We start from the raw sequence: 24,288 nt of genomic DNA, 5'->3' as shown, positions 1-24,288 counted from the left end.
TTCTTTTTGTTTTTAATGCACCAGTGATCTCCCTTATCGCAGGTTGGGTTACGGTTTTGTTTGTTATGGAAACTAATTTAATTCTTTTCTGTAAAACCCGCCATTTGAGGTATTCGTTCTTGGCTGTAGTTCTTTAGGTCAAATATTCTTACGATACATTTATTGACCGGGGCTTTATTCCATTTTAATTCAAATTCAATTTTTTTGTATTCAAATTTCCCGAAAAGCTGTTTCATCTCATATCTATCCTGTGAATACAATTTATCAAATAGTGATTCATCAAAGCATTGTTCTACAAGAACAAAGTATTTCCCAACATCCTTATTTTTTAATAGATCAAATTTTTCAATATCCTTTTTCCAGCTTCTGAATTGACCTTTTTCTCCGTTATTCCAACTATCCTTCCCGAATTTATCTAATTTTCTAACATCATTTATTGCTTTTGAATACCTGGCAGTTTTTATCTCCATCCAGGATTCTGATTTCGAATTTCCCCAAAAGACCAAATCGCATTCAACCTCTGAATTCTTATCATAATTCCTTTCTGCCGCAACTATATACCCCTGGTTTCGTAGAGAACAATAAATACTAGACCTAATCTGTTCTTCTTTTAGCAATCTTTCATTTGCTCTTCTGTTTATCGATTGTAAGTCAAACTTCAGGTCTTGAAAGATTTTTTCTATATCCATATTTTTAAATTACAGCCAAGCGTTTCGATTATTGCGAGTTAATGCCTTAGAAATGGCTTGCTGGCCAGGTCAATTTTTTCTTTCTAACGGTATCGCCTGTTTTAGTTTACTATTGCCAAATCAAACTTATTGATCATCAATCTACAATTCCTGTTTTTGATAGAACAATTGGGGTTTTCTAATATAAGAGGCAAATATTGTGGCCATCACAATTAAAATTGCAACCTCATATGGTTTTCCCTTGTACATATGAATGAAGACTATAAAAGTCATATAGAGAGCCAGGAGCGTGGTCCCGATGAGTATAGTTTTATTATACAGGAACAATCCTGTTGCTATCAAAAGGAAAATTCCTGTACTGATCATGATGGTACTATTGGTCACGATTTTATCCATTTGATCAGAGTTAAGGATCTTATCCAGTGCGTTTGGAATAAAGAACAGGCTAATTATAACTGAAGGCAGCCACATCAATAATACTTTTAAAACTTTATTCAATTTTTTAAGTTCAAAACGTTAATTGGATCATTTTAAATATTTGCCAACGGTCTCGGTTAACACAAGTAGCGGGAGTAGGGATACGAACTTGTCGGCTTAGACCTGGTTTTTTGGTGAAGTTAATTATTTTCTTTGAAAGGTTACCCGCTATTTGTGATAACCGTTGTTAGCGTTTCGTTTTTCTTTCTATTATATAATTTGAACATCCAATGCATTTAATTTTTTTTCTGTTTCATTGGAAATTTTCTCTAAGCAGGAAATACATAATAATTTCCTTGCTCTACTGAATGCAACATATCCTAATCTTGGATAATCTGTAGTTTCTATATTCCTTTTAGAATCTCTAATTTTTTGATCTGTTTCAATCCATAATAGTAATTCCTCTTCTGTTTTAGCAATAGCTAAAACTGCTTCAGATTCAAGGCCTTTATAATTATGTATGTTAGAAACAACTACAGCATCTTTTTTGGAAATTGTGGAATTATTAATTCTAAGATTTTGAATTTTAACGGGTACGGTAGTTTTAATGTCTAATTCAAATTCCGTTCTTACATAATTAAAAAAAGTATTTTCATTATAAATCGTACCATCCTTTATTCTCTTTAATATTTGAATACAAATTTTTCTTAAATCAAAAATTGACGAGTTGTATTTTTTCAAATATTCAGATTGATTTAAATTCAATGAGGAAAGTAGTGTAGCCATAATCTCCTTAATAGGATTTAGATTATTACTTTTTAGAGGTGGAATATAATTATCATCTAGAGCAGAGATAACTCTTCTGACTATATCATTTTTCTTAGCAAGTATACATCTATCATTATTACCTATGTTTAGTTTATCGCATTCGCTAAAAAAAGGTGGAACCAAATTTGAGACATTCTCAAATTCGTTTAAAAATTTTACAGGTACACTTTCACTTTTGTTAATACAATTTTGCTTGAAAGTAACTGATCCAAAATTTCTACCATTAAAATTGTTAAGAAAAGTTGTAATAGATTCAGTTGTGCGGTAATTTGAGTTATTAACACTCAATTCATAAGATTTGGATTTTGAAGATTTTAAGATGGGGATGTTACTAAAGTTTTTAATAGTTGAAGCAAAACTCTGAATATATTGTTCGGGATCACCAACACAATATATTTGAGTCATTTTCTCTTTCCTAATTGAATCTATGATATAAAAAATATTATTACTAGTATCTTGAAATTCATCTACAAATAAATATTGAATACGATTTGAAATAATTCTTTTAATTCTTTTATTCTCAAAACATTCCTTAGCTAATGTGACAGTTTGGTCATAAGTTATATAGCCGTTTTTCTGCATTGAAATTCGAATCTTTTTTTTGATGAAATTTGCTACTTTAAAATCATATGTTTTTCCCGATTCCTTTTTTAGTTTCTCAAAAATATCATCTGTTTGACACTGAATAAAAAGTTTCTCACCTTTAATTTCATTATTATGGAAAGAAGAGAAAGGAATGACAATAAACTTATTTAAAAAGGAATGCATTGTTCCAATAAATAAATTTGGTGGTATTTGAATGCGTTTAGCTAATCTGTCTTTGATATTATTAGTTGCTGAATTAGTATAAGTAATTACAATCATATACCTTGCTGGAGACAGCTTACTTAATGAATGAATAATTTCATTCACCATTCCAAAAGTTTTTCCGGCACCAGGACCAGCAATAACAAGCTTTGGCTTTTTAAGCATTAATCAGTTGTTTCAGGATTTAAGAAAGAAATTCCTGATTTTATATATTTAGGAATAATGAAACCATTATTGTTTTCTTGTAGCTCCAATGATAATTGAAATGCAAAATCAGATTTAAAATTTTCAATAAGAGAAAAGTAATCTTCTATATTTATATCATCTTCTCCAAGTCCCTCGTCGTAAGTTTTACCTGAAATTGGTCTCACTAATTTTAGTACTTTAATTAAAATTTCTTTCCCTAAACCACTCTTATTACACGCTATAATATCTTTCTCAAAAGTCGACTCAGAACTTATGCAAATTGAAATTACATTAAATTTAGAGTATTCTTTCACTAAATTCTCAGCTCTATCTTCAGCTTTGGTATGTCTATCACTGTCCGTTAAAACCAAACATTTCGTATGATATCCGTTTTTTATTAAATCCAAAAAGTTTTTAAAAGCTAATCCGTTCACGTTAACTATGCAAGTACTCAATTTATCCATAGTTTCGGATTTTTCAATTTCAAAAAATACTGGGAATAGGAGTTTTTCTGAGATTCCTTCGACTAAAACAATTTTTCTGGAATAGAAAAGATTTATATTTTCAGAATCTAAGTACTTTCTTAAATATTTAACTCTCTTTGTGTCTTCTGCATTAGTTGAAAATCCTTGTAGAACATAATGAGTAGCTAAGTTTCCATCTTTATTATATAAAACCACAGTACTTTCAAATTTTATTTTAGTAGTAATATGATTTGAATGAGAAGTCAATAGTAGTTGAATATCTTTTCTATATTCTGCTGAACCCTCTAATTTAATTAAGGATTCTATATTGGAAGCTAGATGGTTCTGTAAATTTGCGTGTAGATGAGATTCCGGTTCTTCAATACCTACTACTCTAAAATAATTACTTTGTGCTGAATTAGGATCTTCAATGTATGATAGGATTAGGGACATAAAAAGTAAATTATTACGACCTGTTCCATTATGTTCAATTTTTAGAGGGTTTTCTCCGTAAATAAGACTTAACTTTTTTAGAATATCTTCAACATTTGGCAACGAGAAGATTAAATCAATTTCATTATTAGAGTTTTCAGTCGATAATGATACCTTATCTAATTGAGTTGAAATACCAGAGATAATACTCTGAATGGCTGTGTTTTCTTGTATTGATGATTGTAAACCAACTAACTGTTTTTTTAAGTCTTGATATTCGTTTTCTTCTTTCGCGTTTAAAACTCTAAATAAAAGGTTGCCTCTGTTATTTGCAGATAATTCAGTTTTAGCATCTCTTAAAGCATCTAATAGTTCAAATTTTAATTGATTAAGATGGTAAGCGTTTGCTTGCGTTTCATTTTGATTTCCTCCAATTATTGAATAGTAGTATTTAGATATGGGGAAATTAATTAAATCAAGTAAATCTTTTTCAGAAAATTGCGAAAGTTTTTCAGCACCGATATCTTTCTTAAAAGCATTTATGAAATCTCTTTGATTTTGTAACTCTTCTAATTGATTAAATGAAGAAACAGGAGAATAGATGTAAGTTAGTTTAGCTTCTGTTAATTCTTCATTTATATACCAATCACCTATAACTGATTCTTGATCAGTATTCCAATCCTTTAATGTAGCAGCAATTTCAATTTCTGGAAATTCAATCTCCTCTATGGGTTTTTCATTATTAAGAACGTCTCTTTTATAATTTAATATACAGTCATAATTAAAATCTGAAATTTCTAGATTTCGTTTTTTATATATTGAAACATCTTGGCTGAAGATTAAACCTAAACAGTTTAGTAAATTCGATTTACCAATATTATTTTCTCCAATTATTAAGGTTAGGGGCTTTAATTGAATCTCAAAATCTCTAAAATTTTTGTAATTCTTTATTTCTAATTTGGATATATACATCTAATTTTATTGAAAAATGAACGCTAACTCGTTATATCCACTAATTTTTTTCTCTTTACCAATGAGATTCGTGGCATAACATGATGTTTTTATAAAACTACAGCCATTTTTTTATTCTATAACGCTTTCCTGTAAAATCGTTTTCAACAATTTAACTAACAATTGCCCATAAAAGCGGTTATCTATGAATAAGAAACCCCGGCAAGCCAGCAGCTTCCGGGTTCCAATATTAAAATTAAATTTTACGCCAATTCTTCAATTGCCTTAAGACATTGTTCCACCTCCTCTTCGGTATTGATCACACTTGGAGTAAGCCTGGCATAGCTCTTCCGGTAAGGTGAGCTGCTCGCTATGATCTTCTTTTCATGAAGTTTTTGTACCGTCTCGCCCGGGCTTAATCCATCCACTTCAAAGCAGTTGATGGCCTCTGAATATTCGTCGGAGACCGGCGTTAGCAATCTCACATGAGCCATCTCGCTCATGCCTTCCTTAAGCATCGTATTCAGCTTTTTGCTCCTCGCGGCGATATTTTCCTTGCCCGTGTTCATATGAAGCTTAAAGGCCTCATCAAGGGACCAGCGGTGTTCAAAAGCATGGAAACCACCGGGAGAATTCAAATGACTAAAGTTAAGCTGGTCCTTGGGCACAACGCCCAGCCATTCCCCGTACGCGGCCGAGAAGGCCGGGATCACGGGAACCACCATGTCATGGGCATCTTTCTTCGCAAATAAGATCCCGGTGCCCCGTGGACCAAACAGCCATTTATGGGTGCCGGCCGCTAAAAAGTCACAGCCAAGATCCTGGATGTCTATATTGTCAAGGCCAAAGGCATGCACCCCGTCTACCGCGAAATAGATACGCTCTTCTTCTGCCCTAGAGCTGTTCAATTCCTTAATGAGTCCGCTTATCTTCTTTACGGGCAGTTTCACCCCGGTACAGGAATGCACCCAGGTAACCGCCACAAGCCGGGTTTTGGGAGTGATGTTCTTTTTGATCCTGCTTAGCACCTCATCGGCCGATACCTGAGAGGGCTCATCGTAAAGAGCTATCCTCTTGATCTTTGCGCCGCTTCTCTCTGCCCCGAACTCCAGTGATTTTTCGGTGGAGTAATGGTCGTGGATGGTGGTAAGTATCTCCTCGCCTTCCTTAAGTTTAAAGCCCGTATACAATATTCCCAGGCCCTGGGTGGTGCTATCGGTGAGCGCGACCTCAGAGGGATCGGCATTCATATATTCCGCGGCGGCGGCAATCACCCTGGGTTCCGCGGCCATATAATTACTTTCCCAGTACTCTGCCGGGTTATTATCAAAATTTTCCCTGTGCCTGGCGATGGCGTTCTGCACCGGCCGGGGATGGGAAGCCAGCAGCATAAGGGCCATATGTATCCTGCCGGGTTCCAGCTGGAACATATCCCTGAGATCGCCCCAGCTCCCGGGGATATCACGATCAATTAGCTCCCGGGGAGTAATGCTTTCAAAAGCGCTTAGAGCGGGGAGGCCGATCCCTGCCCCCATGGCAATTCCGGTACGGTTTAAAAAACTGCGTCTGTCCATAAGAGAAAATTTAAAAAATAAGCATACAATTTAGTCAATTGAAGGAAGACAACCTATGAAAAACTCAAGATAAACCTGTTTAACTATTTGATTTAAAGCCCTATACATATCACCTGTCAGGATCCCAGGGCATTTATATTTTTACCGTTGTTCTATTTTGTCGCTTCTCAATTCCCAATTATGATGTATATTCATAAGCCTTTCAGAATGAACACGAAATAGCCCCCATTTGGTCCCTGTGCAATGAAAAGACTTCTCTTCCTTCTTCTACTGCTGCTCCCGGCACACAGCTTCGCCCAGTACTGGCTTACCCGCGATGAAGACTACTTCTTTGTTAGCACCGGCGTGGACGTTCGCAACGCGATCTTTGGCGGGACCGTGAACGACGCCTCCTACGACGGTACCCTGAGCGTGGGTTACCGCAACGCGGGTTTCAGCATCCTGGCCTATTACGAGACCTTTGCTGCCATCAGGTACGAGTCCATGGGTGTGAATCCCGGTTATGTCTTCAGGCCCGGAAAAATGCTTATCCCCGTCGCCGACCTCAGCTTTTCCTTTATACGCCGCCCCTGGAAGACCTACCCTTCCCTGGCCATCAACACCCGGTTAGAATACCACTTTGACCGATTTTTTATCTATGCCCGCGGGGAATCGCGCTGGCGCACCGATTATGATTTCTTCCAGGTCTCGGTCTATGGAGGGGTCTCTGTTAAGTTCGGCTTTGATTAACAGTATTTTACCGAAGTCCCTCCCTTCCTTTGCATAATTTTAACCGAAAAGCGTGGGTTTTTGCATAATTTAGCGGCTTATCAACCAATTTTCGACATGGAGATCTTCTTACAGCCCGATACCTGGGTAGCCCTGCTTACCCTGACCTTTCTGGAAATAGTACTTGGAATAGATAACATCATCTTTATCTCCCTGGTAGCCGGAAAAGTGCCGGAAGAGAGCCAGAAGAAGGCCCGGCTGGGAGGTCTTACCATCGCCCTTGTCATGAGGATACTCCTGCTTTTGAGTATCGCCTGGATCATTGGCCTTACAGAACCCATACTCACCGTCGCCGACTTTGAGCTGAGCTGGCGCGACATCATCCTCATAGCCGGTGGTGTCTTCCTGCTGGTAAAGTCTACCCTGGAGATACATCATAAGGTGGAAGGCCAGTATGAGGAAGACGAGACCGGGAAAAAGGTAAACAAGACCATGAGCTTCAGCACCGCCATCGTACAGATAGTCTTGCTGGACCTTGTATTCTCTTTTGACTCCATACTAACCGCAGTGGGACTTACCGATGAGATCATCCTGATGGTGATCGCGGTGGTCGTCGCCATAATTGTAATGATGATCTTCGCCAAACCGGTAGGGGAATTCGTGAACCAGCACCCTACCATACAGATACTCGCCCTTTCATTCCTTATCCTGATAGGTGTGATGCTTATCGTGGAAGGCGCGCATTATCATGTGCCTAAGGGTTATATCTATTTCGCGGTCTTCTTCTCTCTAGCCATAGAGATGCTTAACATGAGGTACCGTAAAAAGAATACTAGTCAGTAATTTCGTAATGAATGGGCTTAAAACTGCCGCCGTTGCTGTCTTCGGCCGAGCAGGCGGTAAGCCCCACGATAAGGTCCATCTGCGCCTCAAAGAGCACATGGTCGCCGGCTTTGCTTAATGGCGGTTCCACGCTAAGCTTTCCGTCAGGCTCAAACTGTACGTTCATAAAGATATTGAAGGCCGTGGGGATATCATCGGGTTCTATCCCGTACTGCTCCAGGCTGGTATAGAGGTTCTCGAAACAGCTGGGATGATATTCGTTATTATTGTACATGATCTTAAAGGTCTCGGGGCTGCAGGGCGCCAGCAGGAAATCGTTCCTGCCATTGGTATCTTCCAGGATCTTCATCATCTTATTGCTGCGGTTGCTCCATAGAAAATCACCCTTTGTGATAAGTATGTTTTCCTCGAAATCCAGGGTCTTGCCACTGGAGATCTTTTCCCTTTTGTCTTCGGCATTGAAGAGCACCATATCGCTCACCTGCCCGCCCTGGGGGTCTGTAACCTTTAGTTTCTGTCCTTTTTTTATTCTGAAAGCGGTTCCGCTTTGTTTTTCGATCACCTGCGTCATCCTAATTTTCCTTGAATATATTATTGAGTTCCTTTCTGGCTGCAGTAAGGCTCACTGCTGAAGCGTCCATATCTTTCCATGGGTCTTCCTTACTGCCCAGCCTGTTAAAAATGTTCTTTATGTTATAGCTCTGCGCCGAAAGGGAAGAACGGTCCAGCTCGTCCCAGTCCAGCGGGGTCGCCACCGGCGCGCCATTGATCGGCCTTACTGAATAGGGAGCCACGCCCGTCTGCCCGAAAGCGTTCCTGCCAACATCGAGAAAAAGCTTATCCCCCCGCTTGTTCTTCCTCGCTGCCGTGGTCATGGTATCGGGATATTCCTGTTCCAGGAACCTCGCCGCCTTCTGGGCAAATTTGCGAACCTCATCAAAATCCCGGGTCCGTTTCATGGGCACCACGATATGCAGCCCGCGTGAACCGGTGGTCATAAGATAAAGCGGCAGTCCCAGCTCCTCTCCCAGCAGTTCCCTGATCTTTTTCGCGGCATCCTTTACCTCACCAAAATCATCATGCGAAGGATCCAGGTCTATGATCATCCTGTCCGGGAAATCCAGCCTGTCCTGCCGGCTCAGCCAGATATGCGGAGTGATGCAGGCCTGGTTGGCGAGATACACCAGGGTCGCCTTATCGTTGCATACCACATAATTGGTGGTGCCACCCTCCTGTTTCTCAATGGCCTTTGTCTTTATCCACGCCGGGAAATAATCGGGCGCATCCTTCTGGTAGAACTGCTTGTCTTCTATCCCGTTGGGAAACCTTATCATGGTGAGTGGCCGGTTCTTGATATAGGGCAGCATGGTATCGGCTATCTTTTCGTAGTAATCTATAAGGTCGCCCTTGGTATAGCCTTCCTTTGGAAAGAAGACCTTATCCAGGTTGCTCACCTCAAAACTATGGCTGCCAAATTTCTTTTCCTCTCCCATTTTATGCTTCTTTTATAACATCCTTTGCTTTCTTGTCCCGTCTCAGGCCCAGGTAACGGGGATGCCTTAATTTGTTCGTCTTTGTCCACTCGGTAAAGGCCACCTCGCCCACCATCTTGGGTTTCAGCCAGTGTACGTTCTTAGCGGGCAGGTCGCCGTTCTTCGCAAATGCCGGTTCGTCTACTTCTATTTCTGACATTTTCGCCTGAAGCTCTTCCAGCATCTTATCGGTATAACCCGTGCCTACTTTCCCGGCATACTGCAGTTCTCCATCCTCATAGAATCCCAGCAACAAAGCCCCGAAGCCCTTTCTTTCCCCCTGCGGATCGGTATAACCGCCTATCACGAATTCCTGCTGATTCTCGCATTTGAACTTAAGCCAGTTGGAAGAGCGGCTGTGCGCATAACTGCTGTCGGCCTTTTTGGCGATAAGGCCCTCCCATTTCTTTTTACAGGCTTCCTTATAGAATTCCTCGCCCTTCTCGTTGCGATGCGCAGTGAAGCGTAAGGGGTCTTTAAAACTTATGCTGTTGTTGAGCAGCTTCTTTCTTTCGGTAAGCGGTAATTTAGTAAGGTCATGGCCTTCCAGGAACATCAGGTCAAAAAAGTAGAAATAGACCTTTGTCTTGCTGTTCTTTACTTCCTTCTCCTTTTTAAGGTGCATGCGCTTCTGTAGTTCAGCAAAACTGGTGATCTTTCCCTTGAAGGCTACCATCTCCCCGTCGGCTATAAAGTTACCCGTCTTCTGCTCTTCCAGTGCCGAAACTATCTCGGGATAGACCGCGTTCAGGTTCTTCTTGTTTCGGGACATGATGTTCACCTCTTTGCCTTTCTTAAAGATAAGGCAGCGCTCCCCGTCCAGTTTTCGCTCAAAGATCCAGTGCTCATCTGAAAATACCTCATGGGTAAGTTTTGCCAGCATGGGCGACATCCAGTCCGGCTGCTTTTTCTTTTTCAGCTTCTCCTGAAGCTCTTCCGGTATTTCCCTGAGCGCATCAGTCATCCTTTTTCTCTTCTTTTGCGATCTCGTCCATGCTCCTTCCGGTAAGCACCGATTCATTCTCGGTACTAACGGGATTGCGTCGGGCATCGGCTTCCTCATCATCCACCTTTTTCAGGAACCATTTTTCATCATCCCCTTTTGAGGTCCTTATGAGGGTGTAACCGCCTTTTAGTTTCTTTCCATGGAGAATAAAGGTGGTATGCCCGTTCTTTATCTGTTCTTCCATCGGGATAGGATTGCCTTCATCGTCCTTCTTATCATTGTCGAATTTCCCGGCATCCCATACCATCACCGTTCCCCCGCCATACTGCCCCTCGGGGATCACGCCTTCAAAATCGGCATATTCCAGCGGGTGGTCTTCAGTGGGAATGGCCAGTCGTTTCACTTTGGGATCGGTGGAAGGACCTTTGGGAACCGCCCAGCTTTTAAGCACCCCGTCTACCAGCAGCCTGAAATCGAAATGCAGGTTGGTAGCATCGTGCTTATGTATCACGAAGATCTGTTTGTCCTTATCCTTCTTTTTGCTTTCATCGCCGAAAGGTTCAGACGAGATATCGAAATTTCGCTTCCGGTGATACTTCTCTAAAAATCCTTTCTTTCCCATCTTTCAAAAGATTTAATCTGTCTTGTTCTCTTTTCTTATCGCCGCGCTAAGCTCACGCTCCATGGAGGAGTCTGACTTATCCAGCTTTTTGGTGACCGCGGCTATATCATGTTTAGCATAGGCCTGGTGCAGTTTTGCCACTCCCTCAATTTTGAAAGGCTCCAGCCAGAAACCGGTGATAAGCGGCAGGTGTTCCTTCAGCATGAGCTCTGGGATATCCTTATAATAAAGCGGACTTTCCTGCTTCTTTTCAAATCGTTCCACCATTCTTTCAAGTGAAGCTTCCAGCTCTTCAGCAGTCTGCATCCTTATCCTCGCATTCACATGTACCGCCGTGTAATCCCAGGTGCTTATATCCTTTTCCTTATACCATGACGACGAAACATAAGCGTGGGGGCCATGAAAGATGAGCAGCGCCTCTGCCCCGTCCTCTATGAATGCTTTCTGTTCATTATGGTTGGCGATATGTGAATACAGCCTGAAGTCTTCCGCATTGCCTTCAGCAAGCACCGGAATATGGGTTGCGAGCAGTCTTTCGCCTTTCAGGATAAAACTCGCAAACGGATTCTCTTCAATAAATGAGAAGATGAACTCCTTATCGTCTTTCCGGTATTTTGGTGGTCTGTACATATAATTTATTTGCTATGGTGAAAGGGACATTTCCAGTCATCACCAACCTCTCTTCCGCTGTACTGCCTCGCTTCACTTCTTTTTCCAAAATCTTCCAGCATGGGGTTAATATTCCCCTGCAATTCCTTATCACGTTCCCTTATCTTATCCCGAACGGTCTCATAAGTTCCCATTTCCCTCAACTTCTCGAACTGCCAGTGCAGGTTGAACGCGATGGCCGTGCAGGGGCTCTGCCTTGCCTTTCTTGAGGCTCCGGGATGCATGCCTACAATATAAAATGCCCTGCCTGCAATGCTGAAACTGAAATGTTCGCTTTCAGGATCTGAACTTACCCGGGCATCCCAATCGCACTTATCAGCTTCATTCAAAGCCTTCAGCTGTTTCCAGAGCCGCTTTTCGAATTCAATTTCGGAATAATTTGGCGAATCAGGAAAGACTGCCAGAAAAGTCCTGAAATCGTTCGACTCAAAATCGTAGCCGGCCACATATTCTTCCAGGTCTTTTATCAGCTTCCGTGCAGCCCCGGCCGAGCCAAAATCCTTATAAGCATGCAGTTCCACCTGCTCCATACTGAAGACGGTCTGCGCCATGACGCATGGGTGGTCGTTCTCCAGGATAAAATCCTCGAACTGTCTTTTCAACATTTTCTCATCAGAGTATTCCTTCACTTTTTTCAACTCTGGTCTGTCTTCTACTAATCTCATAGATCTCTTTCCTCTTAATTTTCTTTTTCATTCTATTTTTCCCGGTAACGGATCATCAGGTACATCATGACCGAATTAAGTCCCAGTGAGACCCCATTGGTGGCGATAATGGGAAGGTCGTTCTGCACGATCCCGTATACCACCCATAAACCAACACCCAGCATCAGGATGGCAAACATTCCCGGGGATACATCCTTGACCTTTTTGGTCTTCCATGCCTTTTTTATCTGTGGGATCACAGCGATAGTAGTACATACTCCCGCAACCAGCCCCAGTATTTCCTCATTGCTCAGGCTCATCTTTCAACATCCTTTAATAACCATTCCTCTATCTGGACCTGCGGATCATCTGTATGCAGCACCGAAATATCCCCGGTTGTTTCAAAGATCACGGCCCTCACCTGGTCGAATTTTAAAACATTCGCCTCCCTGAGTTTAGAGCGCAGGTCGGCCTCACTTACCCTGGCTTTCCTGAGGTTGTCTTCCAGGATATTTTCCCCTTCCATAAGAAGCAATGGAGAATTGTCCACTACCTTTTTTACCACTTTGAACCTCCTGAGCAGGGCTACGCCTATCTGTAAAATATAAACCGCGCCAATGCCAATAATCCCGTCCCATAATTTCACTCCGGAAGAAAGTACCGTTGTTGCGATCATGGAACCTATGGCAACGGTCATCGCAAAATCGAAACTGGACATTTTCGAGAAACTTCTTTTTCCCGCCAGTCGTGTAAAAATTATGACCGCCAGATAGATCCCGATCGCGGTAAGTACTATCGCAATAAATTCATTTTCATCGTATATAAACCATTTGTGTATATCCATATCTAACTTCCTATTATTTCTCCACCATTAATATGGATCACCTGTCCCGTGATATAACTGCTGTCCCTGCCTGCAAGGAAAACATAGGCCGGCCCGATTTCACTGGGCTGCCCGGGTCTTCCCATGGGCACCTTCTTTCCAAATTCTGAAACATCATCAAAGGTGGAAGGGATCAATGGTGTCCACACAGGTCCGGGGGCCACGGCGTTCACCCTGATCTTCCTTTCCACCAGCATTTTTGACAGGGAGCGTGTAAAGCTTACGATCGCTCCTTTTGTGCTGGAATAATCCAGCAGGTGCGAGCTCCCCCTGTAGGCTGTTACCGAGGTGGTATTAATTATGACCGAATCTTCCTTAAGATGTTCCAGGGCGGCTTTGACCATGTAGAAATAAGGATAGATATTGGTACTGAAGGTCATTTTGAATTGCTCGGAACTTATCTCTTCCACCTCTCCCTTGGGAAATTGCATGGCTGCATTGTTCACAAGAATATCAAGTTTGCCAAATTCTGAAATTACCTTCTGTACGGCTTCCCGGCAGAAAGCTTCTTCCTTAAGGTCTCCGGCAATAATCAGGCACTTCCTTCCCTCTTTTTCTACCAGCTTTTTTGTTTCAAGCGCATCTTCTTTTTCTTCCAGGTAAACTATGGCAACATCGGCTCCTTCCCGGGCAAAATGAACTGCCGCGCTACGGCCAATACCACTGTCGCCACCGGTTATGAGTGCTGTTCGTCCTTTCAGTTTATCACTGCCCCGGTAATCATTCCGGATGATCTCGGGTTCCGGATGCATTTTATACTCATCGCCCGGCTGTTCCTGATCCTGATCTGGGACATTTTTTACTTTGCTCATAGGTCATTTTAATTGGTCAGTTCCCTAAATTACAATGCTTTTCAGATAAATAAATGTTAAGCAATCATAAGCCTTTGTAAATTTTAAAATCCCCTGACTAATAGCATCAATAGATGGTTGGAATGAATTAATTGAATACATTTGAGTATGAACGAATTTTTAAAGATCGGGCATCGCGGGGCCAAAGCCCATGTAGCTGAAAACACCCTGGAAAGTATCCGGAAAGCCCTGGATATAGGTGTGGATATGGTGGAAATCGACGTTCACAAATGTGCCAGCGGGGAACTGTGGGTGATACATGATTTCACCCTGGACCGCACTACCGATGGCAGTGGTGAGATAGCAAAACGTTCGGCCGAAGAGATAAGTAAACTGAAAGTGGAGGGACATTATAGAATTCCTTTACTAACAGAGGTGCTGGACCTCATCGAAGGAAAATGCGATATCAATATTGAACTAAAAGGACTTAATACCGCCGAACCTGTATGCAAGGAAGTTCAGAAAAGAGTGGCCTCAGGTAAATGGGAGTATTCCAGTTTCCTCATTTCCAGCTTTCAGAAAAATGAACTTTTCCAGGTACGGCAGTTCGACGATCATGTGCCTCTTGGGGTGCTGAGCAAAGCCAGTGTGCCTGAAGCGATCGAACTTGGAAAGCTTCTGAATGCCAGTGCCATTCACCCTTCCCTTGGGATCATTACCCGGGATAATACCAAACTCTGCCAGGCGGAAGGTTTTAAGGTGAATGTATGGACGGTGAACGAGCGACAGGATATTCTCAGGATGATGGATTTTGGGGTTGACGGGATCATTTCAGACTACCCCAACAGGCTACATAATCCGTTGCTGGAGCTAAAGCCCTGAAACTAATTTCTGCTTCAGCTTTTAACTGCCTATTTTTACAGCCTTAAATGGAAGGAATTTGGAGAAATATGATATCATAATAGCTGGCGGGGGAGCCGCCGGATTCTTTACCGCCATCAATGCCGCGGAAAATGATCCTCAGTTAAGGGTACTTATCCTTGAACGAGGGAAAGAAGTGCTTACCAAGGTAAAGGTCTCTGGGGGCGGGCGTTGCAATGTAACCCATGCAGAATTCATCCCCGCAGAACTGGTGAAAAGATATCCCCGTGGTGAAAAGGAACTGCGCGGACCCTTTCATAAATTCATGACCGGAGACACCATTGCCTGGTTCGAAGAACGCGGGGTGGAACTTAAGATCGAGGAAGACGGGCGTATGTTCCCGGTGACAGATAATTCACAGACCATCATAGACTGTTTCAAAAAGGAATGCAAACGCCTGAATATTGAGGTCCTGAAAGGCCATAGCCTGAAGAATTTTAAAAAAGAAGGGGAGTTCTGGAAGGTCCGGACCAGCAAAGAAGATTTTGAATGCGGGAAACTTATGCTTGCCACCGGGAGCAATACCAAGGTATGGAACCTGCTTGAAAGGATGGGGCATAGCATCGTTCCCGCTGTACCTTCACTTTTCACCTTCAACATCCAGGACCCAAGGATAAAAGGCCTGGCGGGGATATCGACCGAAGCCGAAGTAAATGTGGAAGGAGAGCACCTGGAAAGCTCGGGCCCGCTACTCATCACCCACTGGGGAATGAGCGGCCCTGCCATTCTGAAACTCTCGGCCTGGGGAGCAAGGGAGCTGAACAAACTGGATTATAAATTCAGGATCTCAGTGAACTGGCTGCCGGGACGATCGGCCACCGCGCTACTGGAAGAACTGAAAAAGCTCAAATTCTCTTTATCAAAACAACAGGTAGCAAAGAGGTCACAGTTTGATCTTCCCAGGAGACTATGGCAAAGTATAGTTTCCGCTTCAGCCATAAGCACAGAAGCAAAATGGGCAGATCTGAATAAGAACCAGTTAAAAAAACTTTCCGAAGAGCTTACCGAAGCAGTCTTTAAAGTGAACGGAAAAAGCACCTTTAAGGAGGAGTTCGTAACGGCAGGCGGGATAGACCTGAAAGAAGTGGACTTTAAAACCTTTGAAAGCAAAATACATAAAGACCTGTTCTTCGCCGGGGAGATCCTGAACATCGATGCCATTACCGGCGGTTTTAACTTTCAGAATGCCTGGACGGGAGCCTTTCTTGCGGCTAAGGCTATGAGTTGAGACGCCAGATCTCGAAATTGTAGGCGATGGTCAAGAGCACCCAGATCGCATAGGGGATAAGGAGATAGGCTGCCATAACATTCACTATGCGGAACCATTTAATGGTAAAAAGTATCATTATAAAAAGCACTACCAGGTCCAGCAGAGCGATAAAAGGTTCTTCAAGCGCGAAGAAAAGCAGGAACCAGAAACCGTTAAGGAACAACTGAAACCCGAAATGGTACAGGGCCGTTTTCACCCATTTGTGATAAAAGCCCTTGCTCCAGACAATTCCTGCAGCCAGCCCCATAAGCACATACATCACTATCCACACGGCACTAACTATATCCACATCTACACTAAACCTTGGTTTGGTGAGACCCGGATACCATTCTGCCACTCCGGTTTGAGTAGCCACTGTTCCCATAAAACCAAATATGAGACATACCAAAACAGCAAAAGAGCTCCTTATTAACAGTTTTCTTGTCATAACTGGCCGGTTGATTCCACTAAAATAGGAATTTATTTGGATTGTTCAGGAAGGAAACCATCGCATAAAAGTTTAACTTTGGCAAAAATTTTTTTGAGGATGACCCAACAGGAATTTATCCCTAAACGCAAGGCAGAAAATATAGAATCAGGAGAAGTCAGCTGGCAGTCACCAAGCAATATCGCTCTGGTGAAATACTGGGGTAAGAAGGAACATCAGATTCCGGCAAATCCCTCTATAAGTTTTACCCTTGATCATTGCAAAAGTACTACCAGCCTGAAGTTTACAAAAAAGAAAGAAGTTGCGAAAGATTTTGACTTCGGCTTTTATTTTGAAGGCAGGGAAAAGGAAGATTTTAAGCCCAAGATCCGCAAGTTCTTTGAAAGGATCGAGGCTTACTGTCCGTATCTCAGGCAGTATAAATTGGAGATACACAGTGAGAATTCCTTTCCGCATAGCAGCGGGATCGCGTCTTCTGCCAGTGGCATGAGTGCACTTGCCCTGTGTATTATGGACCTAGAAAATAAATTGTACCCGAACATGGATGAAAGCTTTTTCAAACAAAAAGCTTCTTTCCTGGCAAGACTGGGTTCCGGAAGCGCCTGCCGAAGCATCGATGGAACTTTGGTAGTTTGGGGTGAGCATAGCGCTGTTAATGGATCATCAGACCTTTATGGAATTCCTTTCCCTCATGAAGTTCATGAAATATTCAGGGATTATCGCGATACCATTTTACTCGTGGACAAAGGAGAAAAACAGGTGAGCAGCAGTGTAGGTCATAACCTGATGCACGGGCATCCATTTGCCGAAAAACGATTTGCGCAGGCCAGTGAAAATTTAAAGAGGCTTAACCCGGTACTTAAATCGGGAAATACTGAAGAATTCATAAATATAGTTGAAAGTGAAGCCCTAAGCCTGCATGCAATGATGATGAGCAGTGAACCCTATTTCATCCTGATGAAACCCAATACCCTGGAGATCATAAACAGGATCTGGGCTTACCGGAAAGCTACGGGCATCCCGGTGTGTTTCACTCTGGACGCAGGTGCGAACGTACACCTGCTTTATCCATCAGCTAACGAAACGAAAGTTTTAGAATTCATTAAGAATGAGTTAGTTGCATATTGTCAAAACGGGCATTATATTTGCGACAGAGTTGGCACGGGAGCAAAAAAATTGTAATTTTAAACCTGTTTTTAAGCCCTTTAACGCTAATTTTGCAGCTCACATTCGCCTGAATGAATCTTAAATGCTTATGAAAGGACCTCTATTTTATTCGAAAATCCTCCTTTTTGGGGAGTACGGGATCATTAAGGATTCCAAGGGTTTATCCATTCCATATAACTTTTATAACGGGGCACTCAAGCTGGATGAAGATCTGAGCGATGACGCCAGGAGATCTAATGAAAACCTGAGAAGATTTGCTTCTTACCTTAAGAGCCTTGAGGTAAGCAATCCGGAACTGGTTCAGTTCGATCTTGACGCCTTACAGAAGGATATAGACAGGGGAATGTATTTCGACTCGAGTATTCCTCAGGGATATGGTGTTGGAAGTAGTGGTGCACTGGTAGCAGCTATTTATGATAAATATGCCAATGATAAGATCACCGTTCTTGAGAACCTTACCAGAGATAAGCTTTTAAAACTTAAAAAGATCTTCGGAGAAATGGAGTCTTTCTTCCATGGAAAGTCTTCGGGACTGGATCCGTTGAATTCCTATTTAAGCATTCCTATCCTTATAAACTCCAGGGAAAATATTGAACCTGCGGGCATCCCTTCTCAAACAGAGAACGGCACTGGAGCCGTATTCCTACTTGACAGCGGGACTACCGGCGAAACAGGCCCCATGGTAAGTATCTTCATGGAGAACATGAAACAGGAGCCTTTCAGAAAAATGCTGAAAAACCAGTTCGTTAAACATACCGATGCCTGCGTGGATGATTTTCTTAAAGGTGATGTAAAATCACTATTCAAGAATGTGAAGAAACTTTCACATACGGTGCTTGATAACTTCAAACCAATGATCCCTGCACAATTCCATAAGCTTTGGAAGAAAGGGATCGAAACCAACGATTACTATCTTAAATTATGTGGTTCCGGTGGCGGAGGATATATTCTCGGGTTCACCGAGGATATTGAAAAAGCCAGAAAATCCCTGAAAGGTTATAACCTGGAGGTAGTTTACAACTTCTAAATCCGGTTCATGGCGTCTTCTGCTAACAAGCGCTTACTACTGAAAATACTCAGTCTGTTTTCTGTGGTAAGGGGATATAATATCCTGGTGGTAGTGATCGCCCAGTACCTTACCTCGGCATTTATCCTTGCGCCAGACCTCCCGATAAGCCAGATTCTCTTTGATCCAAACCTGTTCTTTCTAATACTTGCTTCGGCCAGTGTAATCGCATCGGGTTATATAATCAACAATTTCTATGACAGTGAAAAAGACCTGATCAACAGGCCAAAAAAGACCATGCTGGACCGTGTGGTAAGTCAGCGCACAAAATTATCGGTCTATTTTATCCTGAATTTCGCTTCTATATTCTTTGCCAGTTACGTATCCTTCAGAGCAGTAGTGTTCTTTTCCATATATATATTCGTGATCTGGCTTTACTCCCACCGTCTTAAAAGAATACTCTTTTTAGGAAACCTGGTAGCCTCAATACTTACCATCACCCCATTCTTTATTGTCTTTGTATACTACAAGAATTTTGAAACGGTGATTTTTATCCACGCCACTTTTCTTTACCTGATGATCGTTATGCGGGAACTGGTAAAGGATCTGGAAAATATGCAGGGAGACCTGGTACAGAACTATCATACCATCCCTTTGGTATACGGGGAGAAATGGAGCAAATTTTTTCTTGCCGTCTGTACTCTTCTGGCAGTTCTTCCCATCTACTTACTGGTAAACTGGTATGAGATAGGCTATATGGACTATTACTTCTACTCTTCCTTCCTGTTATTGATCATCTTTTTGCTGCTTCTTTACTTCAGCACCGCAAAATGGCAATACCTGATTTTACATAATATCCTGAAACTGATCATAGTTGCAGGGGTCTTCAGTATTCTTCTCATAGATCTGGACGAGGTATTAAACAGGGTTTTCTAGTTAACCCCCTCATTCTAAAACTTTTCTCAAATACTTGGCTTGCTCATTGGCGATGATGTATCTTTGCAAAAAATTTAAGGATGAGCAGGAACGACAGATCTTCAGGTAGGAGAAACAATAAACCTTCAGGCAGTAGAGGCGATAGAACTTCCGGTGGAAAGCAAAGCGGAAGACAGGGCGGAGGCCAGAGGAAAAAATCTTATGCCAGAGGAAATGCACCCATTAAAAAGAAAATGGAGAAAAGTCCTTTGTCCAATGCTGACGGAATAAGACTGAATAAATATATCGCAAACTCCGGAGTGTGCTCACGCCGGGAAGCCGATATGTATATCGCTGCCGGAAACGTAACGGTGAACGGAGAGACCATTACAGAAATGGGCTACCGTGTAAAACTGGAAGATGATGTACGTTTTGATGGCAGACGCCTTAACCCGGAAAAACCTGAATACATCCTGCTTAACAAACCCGCTGGTTTCTTTGTAACCGGAAATCCTGAAAAAGGAGGAAGAACAGTAATGGAACTGGTTTCTAAAGCTACTAAAGCAAAGGTTAGTCCGGTTGGCAAACTCGACAACCAGGCAAAAGGCCTGCTACTATTTACCAATGATGGTACTCTCGCCAAGAAACTAGCCAAGCCTAAGAATGGAATAAGACAGATCTACCAGGTCACCTTGGATAAGAATCTTAGCCAGGAAGATATGGACTCCATGAAAAAAGGAGTCTATATAGAAGGGTCTAAAGTTATTATCACAGACATTAGCTATATTGAAAACCGCCCTCATAATGAAGTCGGGATAGAACTTAACAGTATAAAGGAACATATAGTAACCCGTATCTTCAAAAGCCTGGGTTATGAAGTGGAGAGCCTGGACCGTGTGGTTTTTGGCGGTCTAACCAAGAAGGACCTGCCTCGCGGAAGACATAGGAATCTAACTGAGCAGGAGGTAATTAACCTTGGAATGCTCTAGTGATTTTTTTAGGCTATTCATTTTATTTTTTTAATACATTTACCGGGTCAAAAAAGAAGTCGGAACAACAAGACTTCCAATCGATTTTTATGTAATTGGAAAAGATCACTTTTTTAAAGGTTGAAAATCATTCAGCCAAAATTCACACCAGCGTTCAAAGTCACTTCTTTGACAACCTGTTGTTTCCATGCTACCTATTCTTAACATTAATTTACCAGTCGATTTTTTTGACCCTATAAATTATTATCTAATTTTTAGCCTTTAAATTTTTCAAAAAATTGAACACCAAGTACAACAACCTAATTGACCAAACCTATTACTTCCCCCAGGAAGAATTTAGCCTAGATGGTTCCCAGTTAAAATTTCACGATATAGATCTGATGGAACTGGTGAATAAATATGGGGCTCCCCTGAAGTTCACCTATCTACCGAAGATCTCCGATAATATTAACCGCGCAAAAGACTGGTTCAGGAACGCGATCGAGAAATATAATTACCCGGGTTCTTATAATTACTGTTATTGTACCAAAAGCTCACATTTTGAGCATGTTCTTAATGAGGCTTTAAAAAATGATATTCATATTGAAACCTCTTCGGCCTTCGATATCAATATCGTGGAAAAATTAAAACAATCGGGGAAGGTCACCGACGAAACCTGGGTTTTATGCAATGGCTTTAAAAGAGACCAGTATATTGAAAATATAAGCCGGCTCTTAAACGGCGGACACAAGAACTGCCTTCCTATCATAGATAACTATGAAGAACTGGATCTGCTTTCAGAAAATATTGACGGAAAGTTCCAGGTGGGCATCAGGATCGCTTCAGAGGAAGAGCCAAAATTCGAGTTCTATACCTCCAGGCTTGGAATAGGTTACAAGAATATTGTTCCCTTCTACAAAAAGCAACTGGAAGATAATGAGCAGGTAGATCTTAGAATGCTGCATTTCTTCATCAATACCGGGATTCGTGACACTGCTTATTACTGGAACGAGCTGAATAAATGTCTGAAAGTATATATCGCCTTAAAGAAGATCTGTCCAACACTGGACAGTCTGAATATTGGCGGCGGCTTCCCAATAAAGAATTCACTGGCTTTTGAATATGATTACCAGTATATGGTTGATGAGATCATCAACCAGATCCAGCTGGCCTGTGAGGAAGCAGAAGTTGAAGCTCCACATATCTTTACCGAGTTCGGCAGCTTTACGGTTGGCGAAAGCGGCGGGGCCATCTATGAAGTGCTTTACCAGAAGCAGCAAAACGACAGGGAGAAATGGAATATGATCAATTCATCTTTTATCACCACCCTGCCAGATACCTGGGCGATAAGCAAGAAATTCGTGATGCTGGCCATCAATCGCTGGAACGATGAATATGAAAGAGTGCTACTGGGCGGACTTACCTGCGACTCTGATGATTATTACAACTCAGAGCAACATACCAACGCCATCTATCTTCCGAAATTTAAAAAGGATAAACCTTTATATATAGGATTTTTCAACACTGGAGCCTATCAGGACACTATAGGAGGTTTTGGAGGTTTACAGCACTGTTTGATACCCCAGCCTAAACATATTCTGATAGACAGGGATGAAAACGGAGAACTTAAAACCAGTTTATTCAGTAAACAGCAGGATGCTGAAGATATGCTGAAGATTCTGGGTTATAATGGAAAGAATTAATATTTTATAACTTTAAAAATCAACTAACTAAACAATTCAATTAGCCATGAGCAAAAAGAATTATGCCGGGATACCCGATAAATATGCTCGCATAGACGAAGCAAAGGTGGTATTGATTCCTGTTCCCTACGATGGTACCAGTACCTGGCAAAAAGGGGCCGACAAAGGCCCTGATGCATTTTTGAATGCCTCCGAGAATATGGAGCTGTTCGATATTGAGACCCGAAGTGAGGTTTATAAGAAAGGTGTCTACCTTGCTCCTCCTGTAAGTGAGAATTCTTCTCCCGAAAAAATGGTAGAAGCTGTTTACAAAACCACAAAAAACTACATAAAACAGGACAAGTTCGTCACCCTATTCGGCGGTGAACATTCCATTTCAATAGGAAGCATCAGAGCCTTTAATGAGTCTTTTGAAGATCTCACCGTGGTTCAGATCGATGCTCATGCCGATCTTAGACCCGAATATGAAGGCTCCAAATGCAATCATGCCTGTGCCGTTCACGAGGCCAGCAAAACCACTAACCTTATACAGGTGGGAATCCGGTCCATGGACATTTCAGAAATGGATCATATGGATGAGAATCAGGTGTATTTTGCTCATGACCTCTACGAAGACTGGCAGGATGACGCCATTGGCCAGATGACGCCTAATGTTTTTATTACCATAGATCTGGACGCTTTTGATCCAAGTATCTTACCCTCTACAGGTACACCCGAGCCGGGTGGCTTGTTCTGGTATGAAACCCTGGAATTCCTGAAGCTCTTGTTCAAAAAGAAAAATGTGGTTGGCTTTGATATCGTGGAACTTTGCCCTAATGAAAATGAAAAATCATCAGACTTTCTTGCGGCAAAGCTTTACTACAAGATGTTAAGCTATAAATTCAAATATCAAAATTACAACGAAGACGACGAAGATGAGTAAAGGACAGATTTCTCAGTTCATAGAAAAATATTATTTACACTTTAATGCAGCTGCTCTGGTAGATGCGGCAAAAGATTATGAAAAGCAGCTGGAGCAAGGCTCCAAAATGCTGGTTTCCCTCGCTGGTGCGATGAGTACAGCCGAGCTGGGAAAGATCTTCGCCGAAATGATTCGCCAGGATAAAGTGCATATCATTTCCTGTACGGGTGCAAACCTGGAGGAAGATGTAATGAACCTTGTAGCGCATTCACACTATAAAAGAGTTCCAAATTACCGGGATCTTACTCCTCAGGAGGAATGGGATCTTCTGGAAAAAGGGCTCAACCGTGTGACCGACACCTGTATCCCTGAAGAAGAAGCATTCAGAAGAATCCAGGAGCATATTTTCAAGATATGGAAAGATGCCGAGGAAAAAGGTGAACGTTATTTTCCGCATGAATTTCTGCATAAGCTTTTGTTAAGCGGGGTTATGGAAGAACACTATGAGATTGACCTGAAAGATTCATGGATGTATGCGGCAGCCGAAAAGAATTTACCAATGGTAGTTCCCGGATGGGAAGACAGTACTCTTGGGAATATTTTCGCCTCTTACGTGTTGAAAGGTGAATTGAAAGCCAGCACCATGAAGTCCGGAATAGAATATATGACCTTCTTAGCCGACTGGTATACAGATAATTCCAGCAACGGAATTGGCTTCTTCCAGATTGGCGGAGGAATTGCCGGAGATTTCCCAATTTGCGTGGTACCAATGCTGTATCAGGATATGGAAAGAACAGATACTCCTTTCTGGAGCTACTTCTGCCAGATATCAGATTCCACCACCAGTTACGGATCTTATTCCGGTGCCGTTCCTAATGAGAAGATCACCTGGGGGAAACTTGACATCAACACCCCTAAACATATTATTGAAAGCGATGCGACAATAGTCGCCCCCCTGGTCTTTGCATATCTTCTGGATATGTAAACCACTCGACTTTCAATGAGGGAAGCTGTCCGCTATTTG

26 protein-coding genes are annotated in these 24,288 nt (G+C 42.1%); 11 read left to right on the top strand and 15 right to left on the bottom strand.

Going from position 1 to position 24,288, the window contains the following annotated elements:
• Nucleotides 1–77: 77 nt before the first annotated feature.
• The 5 genes from LU635_RS02615 to LU635_RS02595 form a co-directional block, all read right to left on the bottom strand.
• Nucleotides 78–689 (bottom strand): hypothetical protein, encoded by a 612-nt coding sequence (locus LU635_RS02615; RefSeq protein WP_240095900.1) that lies wholly within the window; start codon nucleotides 687–689, stop codon nucleotides 78–80.
• A 141-nt stretch (nucleotides 690–830) separates the two neighbouring features.
• Nucleotides 831–1,187: a hypothetical protein gene (locus LU635_RS02610; RefSeq protein WP_240095898.1), complete on the bottom strand. Its 357-nt coding sequence runs from the start codon at nucleotides 1,185–1,187 to the stop codon at nucleotides 831–833.
• Between the two features lie 189 nt (nucleotides 1,188–1,376).
• Nucleotides 1,377–2,906: a UvrD-helicase domain-containing protein gene (locus tag LU635_RS02605; protein WP_240095896.1), complete on the bottom strand. Its 1,530-nt coding sequence runs from the start codon at nucleotides 2,904–2,906 to the stop codon at nucleotides 1,377–1,379.
• The gene (locus LU635_RS02600) at nucleotides 2,906–4,795 is read right to left on the bottom strand and encodes an ATP-dependent nuclease (RefSeq protein ID WP_240095894.1); all 1,890 of its coding nucleotides are present in this window, start codon (nucleotides 4,793–4,795) and stop codon (nucleotides 2,906–2,908) included. The genes LU635_RS02605 and LU635_RS02600 overlap by 1 nt, the downstream gene beginning before the upstream one ends.
• Nucleotides 4,796–5,037: 242 nt before the next feature.
• Nucleotides 5,038–6,348: an aminotransferase class V-fold PLP-dependent enzyme gene (locus LU635_RS02595; protein WP_240095892.1), complete on the bottom strand. Its 1,311-nt coding sequence runs from the start codon at nucleotides 6,346–6,348 to the stop codon at nucleotides 5,038–5,040.
• A gap of 243 nt (nucleotides 6,349–6,591) precedes the next feature.
• Between LU635_RS02595 and LU635_RS02590 the strand changes: the two genes are divergently transcribed.
• Both LU635_RS02590 and LU635_RS02585 read left to right on the top strand, forming a co-directional pair.
• Complete coding sequence (locus LU635_RS02590) at nucleotides 6,592–7,077, top strand: hypothetical protein (protein WP_240095890.1); 486 nt, start codon at nucleotides 6,592–6,594, stop codon at nucleotides 7,075–7,077.
• A 96-nt stretch (nucleotides 7,078–7,173) separates the two neighbouring features.
• On the top strand, nucleotides 7,174–7,899 hold the full coding sequence (locus LU635_RS02585) for a TerC family protein (RefSeq protein ID WP_240095941.1): 726 nt from the start codon (nucleotides 7,174–7,176) through the stop codon (nucleotides 7,897–7,899).
• On the opposite strand, the gene LU635_RS02580 is transcribed toward LU635_RS02585, so the two are convergent.
• From LU635_RS02580 to LU635_RS02540, 9 genes are read right to left on the bottom strand one after another with little or no spacing between them, the layout of a single operon-like run.
• The gene (locus tag LU635_RS02580) at nucleotides 7,889–8,470 is read right to left on the bottom strand and encodes a DUF1989 domain-containing protein (RefSeq protein WP_240095888.1); all 582 of its coding nucleotides are present in this window, start codon (nucleotides 8,468–8,470) and stop codon (nucleotides 7,889–7,891) included. The two genes, LU635_RS02585 and LU635_RS02580, sit on opposite strands and share 11 nt — an antisense overlap.
• Before the next feature lies 1 nt (nucleotide 8,471).
• Nucleotides 8,472–9,392, bottom strand: a complete 921-nt coding sequence (gene ligD, locus LU635_RS02575) for a non-homologous end-joining DNA ligase (protein WP_240095886.1) — start codon at nucleotides 9,390–9,392, stop codon at nucleotides 8,472–8,474.
• A 1-nt stretch (nucleotide 9,393) separates the two neighbouring features.
• Nucleotides 9,394–10,395, bottom strand: coding sequence for a non-homologous end-joining DNA ligase (ligD, locus tag LU635_RS02570; RefSeq protein ID WP_240095884.1), 1,002 nt, complete (start codon nucleotides 10,393–10,395; stop codon nucleotides 9,394–9,396).
• Nucleotides 10,388–10,999, bottom strand: a complete 612-nt coding sequence (locus LU635_RS02565) for a DNA polymerase ligase N-terminal domain-containing protein (protein ID WP_240095882.1) — start codon at nucleotides 10,997–10,999, stop codon at nucleotides 10,388–10,390. Before LU635_RS02565 ends, ligD (LU635_RS02570) begins: the two co-directional genes overlap by 8 nt.
• 12 nt (nucleotides 11,000–11,011) lie before the next feature.
• Nucleotides 11,012–11,629: an FMN-binding negative transcriptional regulator gene (locus LU635_RS02560; protein ID WP_240095880.1), complete on the bottom strand. Its 618-nt coding sequence runs from the start codon at nucleotides 11,627–11,629 to the stop codon at nucleotides 11,012–11,014.
• Between the two features lie 5 nt (nucleotides 11,630–11,634).
• A complete protein-coding gene (gene gntA / locus LU635_RS02555) occupies nucleotides 11,635–12,333 on the bottom strand; it encodes a guanitoxin biosynthesis heme-dependent pre-guanitoxin N-hydroxylase GntA (RefSeq protein ID WP_240095878.1) in 699 nt (232 codons plus the stop codon).
• A 32-nt stretch (nucleotides 12,334–12,365) separates the two neighbouring features.
• Nucleotides 12,366–12,632, bottom strand: a complete 267-nt coding sequence (locus tag LU635_RS02550) for a SemiSWEET transporter (RefSeq protein WP_240095876.1) — start codon at nucleotides 12,630–12,632, stop codon at nucleotides 12,366–12,368.
• A complete protein-coding gene (locus tag LU635_RS02545; protein WP_423738483.1) occupies nucleotides 12,629–13,150 on the bottom strand; it encodes a DUF421 domain-containing protein in 522 nt (173 codons plus the stop codon). The genes LU635_RS02550 and LU635_RS02545 overlap by 4 nt, the downstream gene beginning before the upstream one ends.
• A gap of 8 nt (nucleotides 13,151–13,158) precedes the next feature.
• Nucleotides 13,159–14,007 carry an SDR family oxidoreductase gene (locus tag LU635_RS02540; protein ID WP_240095872.1) on the bottom strand — a complete coding sequence of 283 codons (849 nt, stop codon included), beginning with the start codon at nucleotides 14,005–14,007 and terminating at the stop codon, nucleotides 13,159–13,161.
• Nucleotides 14,008–14,154: 147 nt separating this feature from the next.
• Between LU635_RS02540 and LU635_RS02535 the strand changes: the two genes are divergently transcribed.
• Entirely contained in the window at nucleotides 14,155–14,868 is a 714-nt protein-coding gene (locus LU635_RS02535) for a glycerophosphodiester phosphodiesterase (RefSeq protein ID WP_240095871.1), read from the top strand.
• Between the two features lie 58 nt (nucleotides 14,869–14,926).
• Nucleotides 14,927–16,135 (top strand): BaiN/RdsA family NAD(P)/FAD-dependent oxidoreductase, encoded by a 1,209-nt coding sequence (locus LU635_RS02530; protein WP_240095869.1) that lies wholly within the window; start codon nucleotides 14,927–14,929, stop codon nucleotides 16,133–16,135.
• Here the strand turns inward: LU635_RS02530 and LU635_RS02525 are convergent.
• Complete coding sequence (locus LU635_RS02525; RefSeq protein WP_240095867.1) at nucleotides 16,125–16,604, bottom strand: TspO/MBR family protein; 480 nt, start codon at nucleotides 16,602–16,604, stop codon at nucleotides 16,125–16,127. The genes LU635_RS02530 and LU635_RS02525 overlap by 11 nt on opposite strands.
• A gap of 99 nt (nucleotides 16,605–16,703) precedes the next feature.
• On the opposite strand from LU635_RS02525, the gene LU635_RS02520 reads away from it, so the two are divergent.
• The 7 genes from LU635_RS02520 to LU635_RS02490 all read left to right on the top strand — a co-directional run bounded on the left by LU635_RS02520 (nucleotide 16,704) and on the right by LU635_RS02490 (nucleotide 24,249).
• Entirely contained in the window at nucleotides 16,704–17,786 is a 1,083-nt protein-coding gene (locus LU635_RS02520) for a diphosphomevalonate decarboxylase (RefSeq protein WP_240095865.1), read from the top strand.
• Nucleotides 17,787–17,859: 73 nt separating this feature from the next.
• On the top strand, nucleotides 17,860–18,798 hold the full coding sequence (locus tag LU635_RS02515) for a mevalonate kinase family protein (protein ID WP_240095863.1): 939 nt from the start codon (nucleotides 17,860–17,862) through the stop codon (nucleotides 18,796–18,798).
• Nucleotides 18,799–18,807: 9 nt separating this feature from the next.
• Nucleotides 18,808–19,713: a geranylgeranylglycerol-phosphate geranylgeranyltransferase gene (locus LU635_RS02510; RefSeq protein WP_240095861.1), complete on the top strand. Its 906-nt coding sequence runs from the start codon at nucleotides 18,808–18,810 to the stop codon at nucleotides 19,711–19,713.
• A gap of 80 nt (nucleotides 19,714–19,793) precedes the next feature.
• The gene (locus LU635_RS02505; RefSeq protein ID WP_240095859.1) at nucleotides 19,794–20,681 is read left to right on the top strand and encodes a pseudouridine synthase; all 888 of its coding nucleotides are present in this window, start codon (nucleotides 19,794–19,796) and stop codon (nucleotides 20,679–20,681) included.
• A 278-nt stretch (nucleotides 20,682–20,959) separates the two neighbouring features.
• Nucleotides 20,960–22,363 (top strand): arginine decarboxylase, encoded by a 1,404-nt coding sequence (locus LU635_RS02500; protein WP_240095857.1) that lies wholly within the window; start codon nucleotides 20,960–20,962, stop codon nucleotides 22,361–22,363.
• Between the two features lie 46 nt (nucleotides 22,364–22,409).
• Nucleotides 22,410–23,285 (top strand): agmatinase, encoded by an 876-nt coding sequence (speB, locus tag LU635_RS02495; protein WP_240095855.1) that lies wholly within the window; start codon nucleotides 22,410–22,412, stop codon nucleotides 23,283–23,285.
• Entirely contained in the window at nucleotides 23,278–24,249 is a 972-nt protein-coding gene (locus LU635_RS02490; protein WP_240095853.1) for a deoxyhypusine synthase family protein, read from the top strand. The genes speB and LU635_RS02490 overlap by 8 nt, the downstream gene beginning before the upstream one ends.
• Nucleotides 24,250–24,288: the final 39 nt, after the last annotated feature.

Source organism: Christiangramia crocea (genome assembly GCF_022410465.1).
Classification (GTDB): domain Bacteria; phylum Bacteroidota; class Bacteroidia; order Flavobacteriales; family Flavobacteriaceae; genus Christiangramia; species Christiangramia crocea.
This window is presented reverse-complemented; position numbering and strand designations above follow the sequence as displayed.

Excerpts from the sequence above, each read along its gene's own strand:
- LU635_RS02615 (WP_240095900.1), bottom strand. The coding sequence starts at position 689 with ATGGATATAGAAAAAATCTTTCAAGACCTGAAGTTTGACTTACAATCG.
- LU635_RS02605 (WP_240095896.1), bottom strand. The coding sequence starts at position 2,906 with ATGCTTAAAAAGCCAAAGCTTGTTATTGCTGGTCCTGGTGCCGGAAAA.
- LU635_RS02600 (WP_240095894.1), bottom strand. The coding sequence starts at position 4,795 with ATGTATATATCCAAATTAGAAATAAAGAATTACAAAAATTTTAGAGAT.
- LU635_RS02595 (WP_240095892.1), bottom strand. The coding sequence starts at position 6,348 with ATGGACAGACGCAGTTTTTTAAACCGTACCGGAATTGCCATGGGGGCA.
- LU635_RS02590 (WP_240095890.1), top strand. The coding sequence starts at position 6,592 with ATGAAAAGACTTCTCTTCCTTCTTCTACTGCTGCTCCCGGCACACAGC.
- LU635_RS02585 (WP_240095941.1), top strand. The coding sequence starts at position 7,174 with ATGGAGATCTTCTTACAGCCCGATACCTGGGTAGCCCTGCTTACCCTG.
- LU635_RS02580 (WP_240095888.1), bottom strand. The coding sequence starts at position 8,470 with ATGACGCAGGTGATCGAAAAACAAAGCGGAACCGCTTTCAGAATAAAA.
- ligD (WP_240095886.1), bottom strand. The coding sequence starts at position 9,392 with ATGGGAGAGGAAAAGAAATTTGGCAGCCATAGTTTTGAGGTGAGCAAC.
- ligD (WP_240095884.1), bottom strand. The coding sequence starts at position 10,395 with ATGACTGATGCGCTCAGGGAAATACCGGAAGAGCTTCAGGAGAAGCTG.
- LU635_RS02565 (WP_240095882.1), bottom strand. The coding sequence starts at position 10,999 with ATGGGAAAGAAAGGATTTTTAGAGAAGTATCACCGGAAGCGAAATTTC.
- LU635_RS02560 (WP_240095880.1), bottom strand. The coding sequence starts at position 11,629 with ATGTACAGACCACCAAAATACCGGAAAGACGATAAGGAGTTCATCTTC.
- gntA (WP_240095878.1), bottom strand. The coding sequence starts at position 12,333 with ATGAGATTAGTAGAAGACAGACCAGAGTTGAAAAAAGTGAAGGAATAC.
- LU635_RS02550 (WP_240095876.1), bottom strand. The coding sequence starts at position 12,632 with ATGAGCCTGAGCAATGAGGAAATACTGGGGCTGGTTGCGGGAGTATGT.
- LU635_RS02540 (WP_240095872.1), bottom strand. The coding sequence starts at position 14,007 with ATGAGCAAAGTAAAAAATGTCCCAGATCAGGATCAGGAACAGCCGGGC.
- LU635_RS02535 (WP_240095871.1), top strand. The coding sequence starts at position 14,155 with ATGAACGAATTTTTAAAGATCGGGCATCGCGGGGCCAAAGCCCATGTA.
- LU635_RS02525 (WP_240095867.1), bottom strand. The coding sequence starts at position 16,604 with ATGACAAGAAAACTGTTAATAAGGAGCTCTTTTGCTGTTTTGGTATGT.
- LU635_RS02520 (WP_240095865.1), top strand. The coding sequence starts at position 16,704 with ATGACCCAACAGGAATTTATCCCTAAACGCAAGGCAGAAAATATAGAA.
- LU635_RS02515 (WP_240095863.1), top strand. The coding sequence starts at position 17,860 with ATGAAAGGACCTCTATTTTATTCGAAAATCCTCCTTTTTGGGGAGTAC.
- LU635_RS02510 (WP_240095861.1), top strand. The coding sequence starts at position 18,808 with ATGGCGTCTTCTGCTAACAAGCGCTTACTACTGAAAATACTCAGTCTG.
- LU635_RS02505 (WP_240095859.1), top strand. The coding sequence starts at position 19,794 with ATGAGCAGGAACGACAGATCTTCAGGTAGGAGAAACAATAAACCTTCA.
- speB (WP_240095855.1), top strand. The coding sequence starts at position 22,410 with ATGAGCAAAAAGAATTATGCCGGGATACCCGATAAATATGCTCGCATA.
- LU635_RS02490 (WP_240095853.1), top strand. The coding sequence starts at position 23,278 with ATGAGTAAAGGACAGATTTCTCAGTTCATAGAAAAATATTATTTACAC.